The following is a 15,143-nucleotide window of genomic DNA, read 5'->3' on the forward strand; positions in this document are numbered from 1 at the left end:
GGGTCCGGCCCTTCGGGGGCCGGGCCCGCGTTCTGCGTTTCCGCGACGCTGTTCCGCCGGGCGGACTCAGCCGGGTACGACCACACCGCGGCCGAGGATGGTGCCTTCCCGCAGCCGCCGGTACGCCTCGGGCCCCTCGTCGAGAGTGAACGTCTCGGTGTGGATCTCGAGTCTGCCGGCGCGGGCGAGGGCGATCACCTCCATCAGCTCGGTGCGGGACCCCCAGTACGGCGTCACGACGGAGGCACCGAACGGTACGAGGAAGAACCCGACCTTCGCATGCGCGCCGGCGTGGATTCCGACGATCGAGATGTGCCCGTCGATCGCGACGACCTGCTGCGCCATGTCGATCGTCGACTGCGCGCCGACGAAGTCGAACACCGCGGTGGCGCCCTGCCCGCCGGTCAGTTCGCGGATCGCGGCGGCCGCACTCGCATCGGACCGGATCGCCACGTCGGCGCCCACCGTGCGGGCCAGTTCGAGACGGTCGTCGTCGACGTCCAGTGCAACGACCCGGGCCGCGCCGGTCGCCCGCAGGATCTGGATCCCGACGTGACCGAGCCCGCCCACACCGACCACCACCGCGGTGGATCCGGGGCCCAGCAGCGGCAGCACCCGGTTGATCGCGTGGTACGGGGTCAGACCGGCGTCGGTCAGCGGAGCCGCCGCGACCGGGTCGAGATCACCGATGGGCACGAGGTGCCGGGCCGAATCGACGATCATGTATTCGGCCATGGAACCGGGAGAACCGAGCCCCGGCGGGGTGATCCCGAGGTCGGCGGCGCGCGTGCAGTAGTTCTCGTGGCCACGAGCGCAGGCGTGACAGGAACCGCAGCCCCACGGCCCGTACACGGCGACCGTGTCCCCGACCGCGACGCCGTCGACGCCCGCGCCGAGTTCGGCGACCGTGCCGACCCCCTCGTGGCCCAGCGTCAGCGGAAGCCCGTAGACGTATCCGTCCGCGGGCAGGTCCATCACGAAGATGTCGGAGTGGCACAGACCCGCGGCGGTGACCTTCAGCAGCACCTCCCCCGGGCCGGGGGACGGTGTGGGGATCTCGACGACGACCGGCTCCGCACCGATCTCGGTGTACTGAACGGCTTTCATGGACCCGACAGTACGGCCGATCCGCCACCGCGTCAGCCGATGTAACCGAATCGAATGATCTTGTTCACCGAAACCCGGTCCGTTCTGGGCGAACCGCGGTTATCGTGGAGGCGACGAACGGAGTCCCCGTGTCCGACAATCGCTCTCGATCTGCCTGCGCCCGGATCGTTGCCCTCGTCGCGTTCCTGTGCGCCGCCGTCACGGTCGCCCTGCCTCCGGCCGCGACCGCCGATACTCCCCTGTGCGCGTGGCGGTTCATGTCGAACGAGACGGTGCTGAACGTCGCGTTTCCGGACGTGAACGCCACCTACTGGGTCCTGCCCTATGCGCTGGGGCCGGGCGACTCGATCGAACTGTCCGGCACCTACCCGTACGCCCGGTACTTCTCGCTCAACACCTACGGCACGAACTTCGACACCGTGGATACGTTGCGCGACAACCAGATCGACCCCGACCCTGGCAGCAGCAATCCGTTCACGGACGCGTCGGCACGGACCCTCCCCCCTGTGCAACGCCAATGGCACGCCACCATCGTCACCGGCCCGGCCGACCACGCGCGCAACGAGATTCAGGCTCTGCCGGCCGGTCAGAGCACCCCGGTGGGTTTCCTGATCATCCGCGTCTACGTGCCCGACGACGCCGCCTCCCCCAGCGGCGGTGTGCCCCTGCCCGAGGCGACGATGCGGGTCGGTGGGGCGACCGTTCCGCGGCAGCCGTGCGAGCAGCCGTTCGACCCGAACTCCTACACGGGACCCGTCTCGCAGCTCGCGCAGGCAGGTTTCGATCAGGTCATCGCCGGTGCCGCGAGCGGCGCGTTCCCCGGCGACACACCGGAGACGGTGTTCGTGAACCCGGCCAGCTCGTCCGGTCTGTTTCCCAACGGGGACAACAAGTATCTCGGAACGGCACTGACCTACCAGCCGGGCAGGATCGTGGTCGTCCGCGGGAAGGCGCCGCTGTTCCCGGACACCCGCGCGGGTGTCCCGGCGACCGACCCGGATCAGCAGGTGCGGTATTGGTCGCTGTGCCAGAACGATCGGGTCTCGCCCTATCCGGTGGTGGCGTGCGGGGCCGACTTCGAGACCGCGCTCGACGAATCGGGCTACTACACCTACGCGGTCGCCGCGCCCGCCGATCTCACCTCGGTCGCCGATCCGACCGTGACGGTGCTGCCGTGGGGCGATACGACGGTACCGAAGAAGGTGCTGTTCCTGCGCTACATGCTGCCGACGCCGGCGTTCTACCCGCAGTCCATCCAGGCGTCCCAGGCGACCGGAGCCGACCCCGCGACGGTGATGGGACCGTACTATCCGACCGCCGTGTACTGCTCCGCGACGACCTTCGTCGCGGGAGGCTACGAGGCGTGCCAGGACGAGGCGGCGGGCTGATCCGCCGGCCCCTCGACTTCGCCGGTCATCTCCGGGCGCGTCGGCGCGACCCGAGCAGCGCGCCACCCAGAATGCCCGCGCCGAGGAGCGCGATGCTCCCCCGCACCCCGGGACCCTGGTGCACCTCGAGCCGCGGAGTGATCGTCGCCGATTCCGGCGCGGGCACGTGCGCCAAGGCCAGATTCTCCTTCTTCGACGCCGCCCACGCCGTACACAACAGCAGCAGCTTCGCCGTCAGGTTGGAGAAGATGAGCAGACCGAGGATCGGGCCGAAGGCGACGCCGGCGGGCCCGTTCAGCACGATCTCGAGATAGATCGACCCGGCCTGCTTGAGCACTTCGAATCCGATCGCGGCGATCAGACCGGCCTGCGCGGCGCTACGAAAGGTGACCGGTTCGCGGGGCAGCCGCGCGATCACCCACGTGAACACCGCCCAGGTCGCGCCCAGCGCGAAGACCAGCGCGGCGATCCGCAACGCGACGCCGATCCCGAGGAGGTTCTCCATGTTCAGCAGCGTGACGAGCCTGGACATGATCGGGCCGCTGCTCAGCGCCGACAACCCGAGCGAGACGAGCATGGCGAGACCGAGACCCAGCAGCGACGCCCCGTCCCGCAGTTTGGAGACCACGAAGTTGCCCTTGTCGCGCGGGTGGTCCCACATCGCGGTGAGGCCGTCACGCACGTTCGCCATCCAGCCGAGTCCCGCGTACGACGCGGTGAGCAGCCCGATCACGCCGACGGCGCCGCGCGAGTTGATCGCCGACGCGATCAGACTCTGCACGGTGTCACCGAGTTGCCCGGGGATGTTCTCGGCGATCGCGTCCTGGATCTGCTCGATCATCTCGGGTCGGCCGGCGAGCACGAAACCGGCGATCGAGAACGCCACCATGAGGATCGGCACGAGAGCCAGCACCGTGAAGTACGTGATACCGGCGGCGTAGTAGTCGCCTTTGTGCTCCTGGTAGCGCAGCCCGGTCCGGATCGTGTGGTCGAGCCAGGGATGGGCGGCACGCTGCCGATCGAGGAAACCGGGTTTCTTCTCGTCGCTCGCGCCGGCCATCCGTGACGCTCCTTCTACTTGCGGGGCAGGAATCCCACCTTGTCATAGACCTGGGCAAGTGTCCGGGAAGCGACGTCGCGCGCACGGTCCGCGCCGTTCGACAGGATCTTGAGCAGTTCGGTTTCGTCGGACAGGTACTCGTCGACCTTCGCCCGCAGCGGCGTCACGAACTCGGTGAGCACCGCGGCGGTGTCGTTCTTCAGATCGCCGTAGCCCTTGCCCTCGTATCCGGCGACGAGATCGTCGATGTCGCGGCCGGAGAGCGCCGACTGGATGGTGAGCAGGTTGCTCACGCCGGGCTTGGCCTCGCGGTCGAAGCGGATCTCCCGTTCGTTGTCGGTGACGGCCGACCTGATCTTCTTCGCGGACACCTTCGGGTCGTCGAGCAGGTTGATCAGGCCGGCCGCGGTCTCGGCCGACTTGCTCATCTTCGACGTCGGGTCCTGCAGGTCGTAGATCTTCGCGGTGCCCTTGACGATGTGCGGCTCGGGGACGACGAAGGTCTTGCCGTAGCGCTTGTTGAAACGCTGCGCGAGGTCGCGGGTCAATTCGAGGTGCTGGCGCTGATCCTCGCCGACCGGGACCTTCTGCGCGCGGTAGAGCAGGATGTCCGCGGCCATGAGCATCGGGTAGGTGAACAGGCCGACCCCGGCGTGCTCGGTGCCCTGCTTCGCGGACTTGTCCTTGAACTGCGTCATCCGGCTGGCCTCACCGAAGCCGGTCATGCAGGTCAGCACCCAGGACAGTTCGACGTGCTCGGGCACGTGGCTCTGCACGAACAGCACCGACTTCTCGGGGTCGATGCCCACGGCCAGGAGCTGCGCCGCCGAGACCAGCACCCGCTTGCGCAGCTCCTTCGGATTCTGCGGCACGGTGATCGCGTGCAGGTCGGGAATGAAGTAGTAGGCGTCGAACTCGTCCTGCATCGGAACCCACTGCTGCAGCGCACCGAGGAAGTTCCCGAGATGGAAGGAATCCGAGGTGGGCTGAATGCCGGACAGCACCCGAGGCCGGGCGGTCGGCGCGGTGGCGTTCTGATCTGCAGTGCTCGACATGCTCTCGATACTGTCACGCACCGGGTTCGGCGCTGCGACCGAGGTCGCCGTGTCCGGCCGCGGCGAATCGCTCGGCCACGGCGTCGGCGTGCTGCGGCGGAACCTGCAGGATCACCCGCAGCGGGATCTGCCCGAGCACCGCGACGAACCACGCCAGCTGGTCCGGTTCTCCTGTGAGCAGTTCGTGTGCGTCGAATACCAGTACCGACGGCGCGGCGGCCTCGCAGACCTCGGACAGGCACTCGTCGAACGCGTCCTTGTTCGCACCGAAGTAGTACGGGAACTGCAGCGCCGCGGCGAACTCGTCGAACAGCTGCCGGAGGGTCGTCATCTTCCGGCCGCGCAGGTGCACGACGCGCCCGTCCTGCCGCAGTTGTTCCTCGAGGTCCGCTGCCCCGGATCGGGTGGTCTCGAGCAGGGTCAGGTCGGCTCGCATCAGCACATCCTCGTGAACGACTCGTAGTGGTCGGCGGTGTACCACGCCGATCCGTCCGCACCGGTGACGATGCGTTCGGCGTCGCGGCTGCGCCCGGGCTTCTTCCGGTTGACGTCCCATTCCTGGTAGGCCGCCGGTCGCCCGTCGTCGCCGACGGTGGGCAGCTCGCCCTCGTAGTTGCCGAACCGGCGACCGCCCTGGGTGCCCGGGGCGTCGTCCGGTGGCCAGTCCCCCGCGTCGATGAGCTCGAGGGTGTCCCAGACGTAGTCGGGGATCGGACCTTCCGGCTCGCAGGTGACGGTGTCGCCGTTCGGCTGTGCCGTCCCGGACGGCTGTGCTGTCGAGGAGGGAACGGACAGCAGCGGCGCGACGGTCGTGCCGGTGTCGGTGCCCGCGGATCCGCAGGCCGTGACGAACAGGGCGACGATCGCGGACAGCAGCGCGAGCAGGGCCGCCTTGCAGTGCCGGTTCACCCGGTGCCGGATCATCGGAATTCGACCGTCACCGGCGCGTGGTCCGACCAGCGTTCGGCATATGTCGCGGCCCGTTCGACGCGGGCCGCGGTCACCCGGTCGGCGAGTGCCGGGGTCACCAGGTGGTAGTCGATCCGCCAGCCCGCGTCGGTGTCGAAGGCCTTGCCCCGGTACGACCACCACGAGTACGGGCCGGGGACATCGCCGTGGTGCTCGCGCACGACATCGCGCCACTGACCGGTCGCGAGGAGATCGCCGACCCATTCGCGTTCGTGCGGCAGGAACCCGGACTTGCGGATGTTGCCCTTCCAGTTCTTGATGTCCCGTTCCGTGTGCGCGATGTTCCAGTCGCCGCACACGAGCATGTGCCGGTCCGCCTCGACGACCTCGGCGGCGCGGTCCCCCAGGTAGGCGGCGAGCGACTTCATGAAGCGCTCCTTCTCGTCCTGCTTCGGGGTTTCCGCTTCGCCGGTCGGCAGGTAGAGGCTCCCGACCGTCAGGTCGCCGAAGTCGGCCTCGAGGTAGCGGCCGGTGTCGGCGAAGCTCTCGTCGCCGAAGCCGACGCGGACGGCGTCCGCGGGAACCCGGGACATGATCGCGACACCGGCCCGGCCCTTCGCGGAGGATTCGGCGCCGACGACCTGCCATCCGGCGGCGAGGGCGGGCGCGATCGCCGCGTGGAACTGCTTCTCGGTCGCGCGGACCTCCTGCAGGCACACGATGTCCGCGGCCGACCCCGCGAGCCATTCGAGCAGGCCCTTGGTGGCCGCGGCGCGCACGCCGTTGACGTTGACGGTGGTGATGATGCGAGGCACGCCGGTCACCGTATCCGACGCAGTCGACGGATCCGGTCCGGTGGGAGGGTGTCGAGGCGGACGGAGAATGTGAGGACCGCGACCCCTGCGAGCGCGAGTACGGCTCCGACCGCGGCGGGCGCCGTATAGCCGAACCCGGCGGCGATGACGAGGCCACCCAGCCACGCGCCCAGCGCATTCGCGGCATTGAGCGCGGCGTGGTTCAGGGACGCGGCGAGGGATTGGGCGTCGGCGGCGACGTCCATGAGGCGGGTCTGCAGCCCCGGGATCAGTGAGGCGTTGGTCGCGCCGATGAGGAATAGCAGCACGAACGCCGCGACCGGATGGTGAGCGCCGGCGACGAACAGGCCGAGCAGCGCGGCGTAGACGAGCATGCCGCCGATCAGGCCGGGAATCAGCGCACGGTCGGCGATGCGACCGCCGGCGAGACTGCCCGCAACCATGCCCGCGCCGTACACGGCCAGCCCGATCGGGACCGTCGAGCGGGCGACGCCGGTGACGTCGGTGAGGGTGGTCGCCAGGTAGGTGTAGACGGCGAAGCACCCGGCGAAACCGACGGTCGCGACGATCAACGTAAGCCACACCTGCCGTCGCCGCAGCGCACCGAGTTCGGTGATCGGGTTGGTGGCGGGCATCGAGACCTTCGGTATCCAGGCGGTGATGGCCGCGACGGTCGCGGCGCCGATGACGACCACGAGGCCGAACGCCGTCCGCCAGCCGAGGGCCTGCCCGAGCCACGACGCAGCGGGCACACCGACGACGTTGGCGACGGACAGGCCCAGCATCACCTGGGCGACGGCCCGGGCGCGGCGCCGGGGACCGGCGAGGTGCGCGGCGACCAGCGCGGCCACCCCGAAGTAGGCCCCGTGCGGCAGGCCGGCGAGGAAACGGGCCGCGACGAGGAGCCCGTAGCCCGAGGCCGTGACCGAGGCGGCGTTGCCGAGCGTGAAGACCGCCATCAGGGCGGCGAGCAGCGTCTTACGGGGCATTCGGGCGGCGAGCACCGCGAACAGCGGTGCGCCGACGACGACGCCGAGCGCATACGCGGAGATGGTGTGGCCGGCGGTGGGCTCGGTGATACCGAGGTCGGCGGCGATTTCGGGGAGCAGTCCCATCGCGACGTATTCGGTGGTGCCGATTCCGAAGCCACCCAGCGCCAGCGCGAACACCGCGAGGGCGCGGCTGCGGACGGTTCCGGACCCGGTGGGTGGGTGCGCGATGTCGGTGAGAGTCACGGGTGTCCATTGTCCCGTGCGCGGCGGCGAGGTCACCGGTGCGGCCCCGTGACTTCACTCACCCGGCACTCACCCCGGAACTTCGGGTGGGCAAACAGCTGCAGCCTCTTGGCAATCGCCGAAATGCCCTTAAACTGTTGACGAAACAAGAACTGATTCCTGTCCGGTTCACCGAGATCGTCGGTTCGAGCCGAAACCGAAAGGGCAACGCATGGCCGACGCGCTCGATGAATTCTTTGTCGAGGACGTCGAGCGCAGCGACGGCTCCGGCTCGAAGTCGCTCAATCTCGACAACAATCCGACGGTCCTTCTGGTGTGGGCCGCCAACAGTTTCAACCGGAGCGCCTCCCGGCACTACCAGAACAAATTCGGCATCAGCGCGATGGAATGGCGAATGCTGGTGATGCTGTGCAAGGAACCGGATGTCCCGGTGACCGCGGCCAGCCCCGCGGTCGGCTACGACAAGGGTGCCGTGAGCCGCGCGTTGAGCAAGCTCGAGAAGCTCGGCCTGGCCGAGGCGATAGCGAACGGCACGAATCCGCGGAGCCGCCTGTGGCATCTGACGCCGGAGGGATACGAGCTCCACGACCGCATGCTCGAGGATGTGCTCGCTCGCCAGAAGCAGGTGCTGTCGGGCTTCACACCGCGGGAGATCAAGAAGTTCAACGAAATGCTGCGGCGCTTCCGCGAGAACCTGGACGGGCTGAGCGAATAGACGGACCGCCGAAAAGCAGATCGGCCCGGGCACCGTATCGGTACCCGGGCCGAGCAGTGCTCGCCGGCGGCTCAGCGCCGAATCGCGTTCGGCACCACGCCGTCCGGCTTCGAGACGAACGAACCCGTGATGTCGAGCTGCGGACCCATCCAGTCCATCGCCCGGGCCTGGAAGTTGTTGATGGCGTGGGTCTGCGTGGCCATCAGGTCCGTGAGGTACCGCCCGAACGGCCGGGTGTTGTAGATACCGGTGCCACCCGCGACGCGGTACAGCTCGGTGCCGTACCGGGCGGCGCGCGCGGGGATGTACGCCGACTGGAACCGGAACTCCTCGAGCCGCTCGGGCGAAACCGCGGCACCGCCGGTCGCTTCGGCGATCACCGCACCGTAGTTCGCGTACAGCCGTCCCTTCGCCTCCGAGATGAACGAGTACGCCTCGGCGAGTGCGAGGGCAGCAGCAGGATCGACACCCTTGCGTCCCTTGCTCCGGATGAAGTCGGCCAGGGCGTCGGCCATGCCCTTCAGTGCGCCGAGCGCGGTGGGAGCCTGGGTGGCGCGGGAGAAGACCTGGAAGAACGGGAGCTTGAACAGCAGCCCGTCGTTGAGCGCGAGCCCCGGTGCCGTTCCGTCGTGCACCTCGTTCCAGGTCAGGCTGCGGTGGTCGGGGACGAAGGCGTTCTCGACCACGATGTCGTTGCTACCCGTAGCGCGCAGGCCCGAGACGTCCCAGTTGTGGACGATCTCGTAGTCCTTGCGCGGGAGCAGCAGCACGTGGCTGCCCAGCGGTCCGGGTCCGGGGGTCGGCTCGCCTTCGACGTTCGCGCCGAGCAGCGCCCATTCGCAGTAGTCGCTGCCCGACGAGAACGACCAGCGGCCGGACAGGAGGTAGCCGCCGTCCACCCGCTTCGCGGTCTGCGGCGCGTACGGCGAACTGACCAGCGTGGTGTGGTCCGTCGACCAGACGTCCGACTGGGCACGCTCGTCGAAGAAGCCGAGGTGGAAGTGGTGGATGGCGACCACGCCCAGGACCCAGCCGACGGACGGATCTCCCTCCGCGAGAATCGAAGTCACCTCGAACGATTCGATCGGCGACAGTTCGAAACCGCCGTGGGAACGCGGCTGCAGCATCTGGAAGAACCCTGCCCGCTGCATGTCCTCGATCGTCTCCGGCAGGATGCGGTCCTGCTGCGCCTGGCGTGCCGCGCGCTCCTTCAGCGTCGGAACGAGGTCGCGGGCACGTTGCACCAGCGGCGAGGACGTGAAGTCGCCGACCAGGAATTCGTGGATCCGGCCGATCGGGTCGTCCCAGACGAAGGATGCGGTGCGTGGTGCGAGGGTCTCGGTCATTGCTCGGTCCTTTCTGTGGCCACCGTCGGTCACGCTGACCGGTTCGACGGGTGGCTGCGCGTCGTCACCGACGACGGTGCGGGCTTACTGTTCGGCGGTTACGAGGTCGACTTCGCAGGCGCGGTCGCGGAGCGTGGCGTCCGCGCGCAACCGGTGTTTCGCGACCTTTCCGGTGGGGGTGAGAGGCATGTCGTCGGTGAACACGACGTAGCGCGGTCGCTTGATCCGGGCCAGTCGTGTGCTGCAGAAGTCGGCGACTTCCTGTTCTGTCAGTTGCGAATCCGTTCGCCTGGTCACCACGAGCAGGATGTCGTCGTCACCCATTTCGGAGGGCACGCCGACAGCCGCGGCGAGCACGATCTCCGGATGCTCGGCAACGACCCGGTCGAGTTCGGCGCCGGAGATGTTCTCCCCGCGCCGGCGGATGATGTCCTTCTTGCGGGCGACGAAGTAGAACCACCCGTCCTCGTCGCGGCGGACGAGGTCGCCGGTCTTGAACCAGCCGCCGTCGAAGGAATCGGCGGTCTGCTCGGGTTCACGGAAGTAGCCGAGCATCACGATGGGCGTGTTCACCCACAGTTCGCCGACCGTTCCGTCGGGGACGTCGGCGCCGTTGTCGTCGACGATCCGGCACTTGGCCCACGGCCGCGCGGGATCGGGATGCCGGCACAACCGGCCCATGCTGCCCTTCGGAGTCTCGCCGTCGTAGGGGGTGCTCAGGATGCCGGGGATCTCCGTCATGCCGTAGCCGCCCACCAGGTGCGGCACACCGAACCGGTCGCGGAAGGCCTGCATGCTCGCCTGCCGGATCCCGTAGATCTTGCGCAGCCCGTGCTCGGAAACGTACTCGCTCTCGGGTCGGTTGAGCAGGATCGCGCTGATCGCCTCGATCATGTTGACCTGCGTCGCGCACAGCGTCGTCACGGTCGTCCAGAAGTTCGACGCCGAGAACTTCGGCTCCACCAGCAGCGTCGCGCCCGCGGCGAGCGCGCCCGCCACCGAGTAGAGCAGTCCGTTGACGTGGAAGAGCGGAAGGATCGCCAGGACCCGGTCGTGCGGCTGCAGCTGCACCCGTTCCACGAAGCTCTCCCCCGCGGCGATCACGCTCTGCTGAGAGTGCAGGACGCCCTTGGGGAAACCGGTGGTTCCGGAGGTGTAGATCATCACGCACGGCGCCTCCGGGTCGCCACCGAGCGTCATCGGCTCTGCGGTGAGCAGGTGCTCGCCGAGCCGTTCGATCCAGACGTCCTCGTCGACCTCGGCGCGCGCCGCCTCGGCGGTCGCTGCGGCGACCTCGTCGCAGAGGACGGCCCGGGCACCCGACTGGCGCAGGACGTAGGCCGCCTCCTCCACCTTGAAATCCGGGTTGACGGGGACGAACACGGCACCGAGCCCCGCGGCGGCGAGCAACGCGAGCACGTGCCAGTCGCTGTTGCGGCCCATGACGAGCACGCGGTCGCCGGCGACGACACCGCGGCCGTGCAGGTAGGCGGCCAGACGGCCGGCCGCGTCCAGGGCCTGCGCCCAGGACCGGGACCGCTCGCCGCACACGAGCATCTCGCGCCCGGAATCGGTCTCGGCGCGGCTGCGGACGAGATCGGCCAGGGTTCCGTCGTGCTCGCGATAGAGCGCCAGCACCTCGGCCGAGGAGTACCGATCGGTCGACGCGGCGGTCATGCCTGCGTCTCCTCGGGTGCCGAGTACGGGATGCCTTCCCGGGTGAGCTGCCAGATCTTCCGCGCGGAGGGCTCGTTGAACTCCTCGACCACGTGACCGAGCAGACCGCCGGCGCGCGAGACCACGGCCATGCCGCGGCCCGCCTTCAGCGGGATTCCGATCTCCAGGAACAGCGCGGCGATCATGCCGGTGGCGTTGATGGTCAGGTGCCGGCCACCGCGGGCGGCGTCGACCTCGCGGCTCAGCGTCAGGAGCAGATCGACGTAGCGGCCCTTGAGCCCGTTCTCCTCGGCGACACGCAGCAGCTTGATCGAGCGCGGATCGTCCGGCTTGTGCAGGCGGTGCCCGAATCCCGGGACCGGCCGCTTGGTGCCGACATACTCCTCGGCGACCCGCTTGCAGTACACGTCCGGGTCCTCACCGCTGCGGATGCCTTCGGCGAGGATTTCCGCGCAGCCTTCCATGGTGCCGGCGAAGACCGGGCCGACGGAGAGCAGACCGGCGGCCATCGCGACCTGCACGTCGTCGGGGACGCTGTCCGCGACCAGGCGGGTGACGATCGAGGTCGGGACCCAGCCGTGTTCCATCAAGGTGACCAGGCAGGCGTCGAGGACACGCGCCTCGGCGGTGGACGGCATCCGCCCGACGGACAGGAAGTAGATCATCTCGGTGAAGGTGCGCTCGCCGATGAGCTCCTCGCACAGGTCCTTGCCGCGGACGGTGACCGACTTCTCGTCGGAGGTCGCGATGTGTGTCACTGCCTGGGTCACTTGACTTCTCCCGTGTTCGTCGCGGCTGCGCCGTCGACCAGTTCGTCATGGTGCGCGTCGAGCGCCGGAGCCTCGGTGCCGAAGCCTGCCCGGGCACCGTTGATGCTCAGCGGCAGTCCGGTGAGCTTGAGCCGCTCGTCGTCGGTGTCGAGGATCATCTGCATCGCCGCGGTCTGCGGGTGCTCGAGGACCTGCGGGATCGAATTGATCGGTGCGCAGGGCACTCCCGCCGCCTCGAGGCGCTCGATCCACTCCGCGACGGTGGCACCGGCGACGATCTCGGAGATCAGCGGCAGGAGCGTGGGACGGTTCTCCGTGCGGGCCGCGTTGGTCGTGAAGCGCGGATCTTCGGGCCACTCCGGATGGCCCAGTGCCCCGGCCAGTTTGGCGAACAGTCGGTCGTTGCCGGCCGCGATGATGAACGGGCCGTCCGACGCCTCGAACGCCCCGTAGGGCGTGAGCGAGTTGTGGCCGGTGCCCACGCGCGGCGGAATCTTGCCCGTGGCACCGTAATCGGCGATGTGGCGACCTGCCCAGTTGACGGCGGTCTCCAGCAGGGAGGTCTTGACCTCGCTGCCCAGTCCGGTGACCTGACGCTGCAGGAGTGCCGAGAGCACACCGATGACCGACCACATGCCGGTGCCGAGGTCGACCACCGAGGGGCCGACCCGCGAGGGCGGTCCGCTCGGGTCACCGTTGATGGCGACCATGCCCGAAAAGGCCTGCAGGAGAGGCTCGTAGCCGGGACGGTCGGCCATCGGGCCGGCGTGACCGAAGGCCGACATCCCGCAGTAGATCAGCCGCGGGTTCACGGCCATGAGCGTGTCGGCGTCGGCCTTGAGCTTCTTGTCGACGCCGGGGCGCAGGTTGTGGACGAAGACGTCGGCATCGCGGATGAGATCGAGGAACGCCTTGTAGTCGTTCTCGTCATCGAGGGAGAGAACCACGGACTTCTTGTTGCGGTTCATCATGTGGAAGCTCACCGAGCTGTCCCCCACGAACGGCGGGCCCCATCCGCGGGCGTCGTCACCGCCGGGCTTCTCGACCTTGACGACGTCGGCGCCCAGGTCACCGAGGATCAACGAAGCGTACGGAGCGGCCAGGTTCTGGCCCATCTCCACGACTTTCAGTCCCGGAAGCATTCCGAGCGGACTTCCCGCTTCCTTGCTCTGCTGAATCTCCACAGCTTCCTCCTACGACTTGCGGCCCGGGCGCCGACGCATTGCACGACCCCGTCACAAGTTGTTGTTTTGTCAACACGCATCTTGTCGAGAGAGTTGTTGAGTTGTCAACACCACATTTGCGATGGATGTGGCTCGACGCCACAGGGTCGGCCCTTCCGCAGGCCTGCCGGAAAACGGCACGCCGGCGCCGGCGACGGGACCCGAGGTCCACGCCGCCGACGCCGGCCGTGCTTCGTGAACTGCCGCTGCACTCAGTGGGTGGGCAGCGGCTCCTTGGAGCGCTCGGGGATGAGGAACGCGGCGATCAGGCTGAGCAGGGCCATGCCCATCAGGTACGGAGCGACTGCCATGACCGAGCCGAAGCTCTTGGTCAGCGCCTCGGCGATCGTGGGAGCGAAGGCTCCACCGAGCACGGCACCGACCGCATAGGACAGCGACACCCCGGAGAGCCGGATCTTCGCCGGGAACATCTCGGCGAACAGAGCCGACTGCGGTCCGTAGGTCAGACCCAGCGGCGCCGCCAGCGTCAGCAGCGCCACGCCGGTACCGAGCTCGGAACCCCCGCTGAGGAGCCAGAACTGCGGCACGAGCATCACGAACAGCAGGAAGTAGCCCGTGCGGTAGACGACCCGGCGACCGGCGCGATCACTCCACCACGCCCCGAGGTAGGTGCACGCGATCCACACCGCGCTGGCCGCGACGAGCCACATCAGCACGTGGTTGCGGGGCAGGTCGTGTGTCTTGGTGGAGTACGCGAGAACGAAACCACCGACGATCATGTACCCGGCGGCGATGTTGCCCACGAGCGTGCCGGCCGCGAGGAAGACCTTGCCGGAGTGGTTGCCGAGAAGCTCCCGCAGCGGGGTCTTCGCCGTGGCGTTCGATTCCTCGAGCTGCGCGAAGATCGGCGACTCGGAAACCCTGGACCGCACGAAGTGACCCACGAGGACCAGCACCACCGAGAACAGGAACGGCAGACGCCAGCCCCAGGAGTCGAACGCTTCCTTGCCCAGCACGCCGTTGAGGACGGCCATCACGATGATCGCCAGCATCATGCCGAGCGGCATGCCCATCTGGGGGAAGGAGCCCATGCGCCCGCGGCGACCGGGTTCGGCGTGCTCGACGGCGAGCATCGCCGCGCCACCCCACTCGCCGCCCGCGGAGAGCCCCTGGAGGCACCGCAGCAGAATGAGCAAGATCGGAGCCGCGATACCGATCGACGCGGCCGTCGGCAGCAGACCGACCAGGACGGTCGATACACCCATCAGGGCCAGCGTGAGCACCAGCACGAGGCGGCGGCCGTAACGGTCACCGAGGTATCCGCTGATGATCGCCCCGAGTGGCCGGAACACGAAACTCACGCCGGTGGTCGCCAGCGCGGTGAGCTGGCTCCACTCGCCGAGACCGCTGAAGAACAGATTGCCGAAGAGCAGGGCAGCGACCTGCGCGTAGACAAGAAAGTCGTACCACTCGACCGTGGTGCCGACGAGCGTCGCATACGCGACGCGTCGCCGTTCCCGGTCCATGCCTGCCGGCGCAGTGCTACCCGCCGACGCGAAAGCTTCGGCGAGTTCAGGAGTCCGATTCGCTCCCATAGGAGTCCTCTCGACAGAGTCGTTTATGAAAGCCACTGCCCGCAATCCGGTTTCAACGGAGCGCCGGCCCCAGGGCGGGACTGCGCTCACGGAATCGGTTCGGCGGAGTCCGGTGACCTGGACCACAACGGTGACGGAAGACTCTTGACTTGTCAACACGCTCTCCCGCGAAGTCGCGTCCGTCCTCGGATTTCCGGGGAGTTGTTGACAAATCATCAAACTCTGGACACACTTCGACCGTCTGTTGACAAAACAACAACTACGGTCGAATGTGACCTCGAGCACGG

At 68.3% G+C, this 15,143-nt stretch carries 14 protein-coding genes; 2 read left to right on the plus strand and 12 right to left on the minus strand.

What is annotated here, in order from left to right:
• Positions 1 to 66 precede the first annotated feature (66 nt).
• Positions 67 to 1,107 carry an NAD(P)-dependent alcohol dehydrogenase gene (locus ACWDUD_RS05985; protein ID WP_450108668.1) on the minus strand — a complete coding sequence of 347 codons (1,041 nt, stop codon included), beginning with the start codon at positions 1,105 to 1,107 and terminating at the stop codon, positions 67 to 69.
• Positions 1,108 to 1,292: 185 nt separating this feature from the next.
• Here ACWDUD_RS05985 and ACWDUD_RS05990 point away from each other — a divergent pair, with 185 nt between their 5' ends.
• Entirely contained in the window at positions 1,293 to 2,495 is a 1,203-nt protein-coding gene (locus ACWDUD_RS05990; protein ID WP_231611257.1) for a hypothetical protein, read from the plus strand.
• Positions 2,496 to 2,520: 25 nt separating this feature from the next.
• Here the strand turns inward: ACWDUD_RS05990 and yhjD are convergent, their stop codons facing one another.
• Genes yhjD through ACWDUD_RS06020 form a run of 6 tightly spaced genes read right to left on the minus strand, consistent with a single transcriptional unit; the run spans position 2,521 to position 7,569 of the window.
• The gene (yhjD, locus tag ACWDUD_RS05995) at positions 2,521 to 3,555 is read right to left on the minus strand and encodes an inner membrane protein YhjD (RefSeq protein ID WP_197254994.1); all 1,035 of its coding nucleotides are present in this window, start codon (positions 3,553 to 3,555) and stop codon (positions 2,521 to 2,523) included.
• Positions 3,556 to 3,569: 14 nt separating this feature from the next.
• Entirely contained in the window at positions 3,570 to 4,610 is a 1,041-nt protein-coding gene (trpS, locus tag ACWDUD_RS06000) for a tryptophan--tRNA ligase (protein WP_450108669.1), read from the minus strand.
• Between the two features lie 13 nt (positions 4,611 to 4,623).
• Positions 4,624 to 5,046, minus strand: coding sequence for a barstar family protein (locus ACWDUD_RS06005; RefSeq protein WP_450108670.1), 423 nt, complete (start codon positions 5,044 to 5,046; stop codon positions 4,624 to 4,626).
• A complete protein-coding gene (locus ACWDUD_RS06010) occupies positions 5,046 to 5,534 on the minus strand; it encodes a ribonuclease domain-containing protein (protein WP_197255000.1) in 489 nt (162 codons plus the stop codon). Before ACWDUD_RS06010 ends, ACWDUD_RS06005 begins: the two co-directional genes overlap by 1 nt.
• Positions 5,531 to 6,334, minus strand: coding sequence for an exodeoxyribonuclease III (locus tag ACWDUD_RS06015; protein WP_450108671.1), 804 nt, complete (start codon positions 6,332 to 6,334; stop codon positions 5,531 to 5,533). The genes ACWDUD_RS06010 and ACWDUD_RS06015 overlap by 4 nt, the downstream gene beginning before the upstream one ends.
• 5 nt (positions 6,335 to 6,339) lie before the next feature.
• Positions 6,340 to 7,569 carry an MFS transporter gene (locus tag ACWDUD_RS06020; RefSeq protein ID WP_450108672.1) on the minus strand — a complete coding sequence of 410 codons (1,230 nt, stop codon included), beginning with the start codon at positions 7,567 to 7,569 and terminating at the stop codon, positions 6,340 to 6,342.
• 211 nt (positions 7,570 to 7,780) lie between these two features.
• Here ACWDUD_RS06020 and ACWDUD_RS06025 point away from each other — a divergent pair, with 211 nt between their 5' ends.
• Positions 7,781 to 8,284: a MarR family winged helix-turn-helix transcriptional regulator gene (locus tag ACWDUD_RS06025; protein WP_248673198.1), complete on the plus strand. Its 504-nt coding sequence runs from the start codon at positions 7,781 to 7,783 to the stop codon at positions 8,282 to 8,284.
• Between the two features lie 71 nt (positions 8,285 to 8,355).
• On the opposite strand, the gene ACWDUD_RS06030 is transcribed toward ACWDUD_RS06025, so the two are convergent.
• The 5 genes from ACWDUD_RS06030 to ACWDUD_RS06050 form a co-directional block, all read right to left on the minus strand.
• Entirely contained in the window at positions 8,356 to 9,630 is a 1,275-nt protein-coding gene (locus tag ACWDUD_RS06030; protein ID WP_450108673.1) for an acyl-CoA dehydrogenase family protein, read from the minus strand.
• 84 nt (positions 9,631 to 9,714) lie between these two features.
• Positions 9,715 to 11,307, minus strand: a complete 1,593-nt coding sequence (locus tag ACWDUD_RS06035) for a class I adenylate-forming enzyme family protein (RefSeq protein ID WP_450108674.1) — start codon at positions 11,305 to 11,307, stop codon at positions 9,715 to 9,717.
• Entirely contained in the window at positions 11,304 to 12,077 is a 774-nt protein-coding gene (locus ACWDUD_RS06040) for a citryl-CoA lyase (protein WP_450108675.1), read from the minus strand. The genes ACWDUD_RS06035 and ACWDUD_RS06040 overlap by 4 nt, the downstream gene beginning before the upstream one ends.
• Positions 12,074 to 13,261 (minus strand): CaiB/BaiF CoA transferase family protein, encoded by a 1,188-nt coding sequence (locus ACWDUD_RS06045; RefSeq protein WP_450108676.1) that lies wholly within the window; start codon positions 13,259 to 13,261, stop codon positions 12,074 to 12,076. The genes ACWDUD_RS06040 and ACWDUD_RS06045 overlap by 4 nt, the downstream gene beginning before the upstream one ends.
• Before the next feature lie 251 nt (positions 13,262 to 13,512).
• Positions 13,513 to 14,856: an MFS transporter gene (locus ACWDUD_RS06050; RefSeq protein WP_420750625.1), complete on the minus strand. Its 1,344-nt coding sequence runs from the start codon at positions 14,854 to 14,856 to the stop codon at positions 13,513 to 13,515.
• Positions 14,857 to 15,143: the final 287 nt, after the last annotated feature.

Source organism: Rhodococcus sp. NPDC003382 (assembly GCF_053589135.1).

Bases quoted from the DNA above. Each gene is read 5' to 3' on its own strand.
- ACWDUD_RS05985 (WP_450108668.1), bottom strand. From the start codon at position 1,107: ATGAAAGCCGTTCAGTACACCGAGATCGGTGCGGAGCCGGTCGTCGTC.
- trpS (WP_450108669.1), bottom strand. From the start codon at position 4,610: ATGTCGAGCACTGCAGATCAGAACGCCACCGCGCCGACCGCCCGGCCT.
- yhjD (WP_197254994.1), bottom strand. From the start codon at position 3,555: ATGGCCGGCGCGAGCGACGAGAAGAAACCCGGTTTCCTCGATCGGCAG.
- ACWDUD_RS06050 (WP_420750625.1), bottom strand. From the start codon at position 14,856: ATGGGAGCGAATCGGACTCCTGAACTCGCCGAAGCTTTCGCGTCGGCG.
- ACWDUD_RS06030 (WP_450108673.1), bottom strand. From the start codon at position 9,630: ATGACCGAGACCCTCGCACCACGCACCGCATCCTTCGTCTGGGACGAC.
- ACWDUD_RS06035 (WP_450108674.1), bottom strand. From the start codon at position 11,307: ATGACCGCCGCGTCGACCGATCGGTACTCCTCGGCCGAGGTGCTGGCG.
- ACWDUD_RS06010 (WP_197255000.1), bottom strand. From the start codon at position 5,534: ATGATCCGGCACCGGGTGAACCGGCACTGCAAGGCGGCCCTGCTCGCG.
- ACWDUD_RS06005 (WP_450108670.1), bottom strand. From the start codon at position 5,046: ATGCGAGCCGACCTGACCCTGCTCGAGACCACCCGATCCGGGGCAGCG.
- ACWDUD_RS06025 (WP_248673198.1), top strand. From the start codon at position 7,781: ATGGCCGACGCGCTCGATGAATTCTTTGTCGAGGACGTCGAGCGCAGC.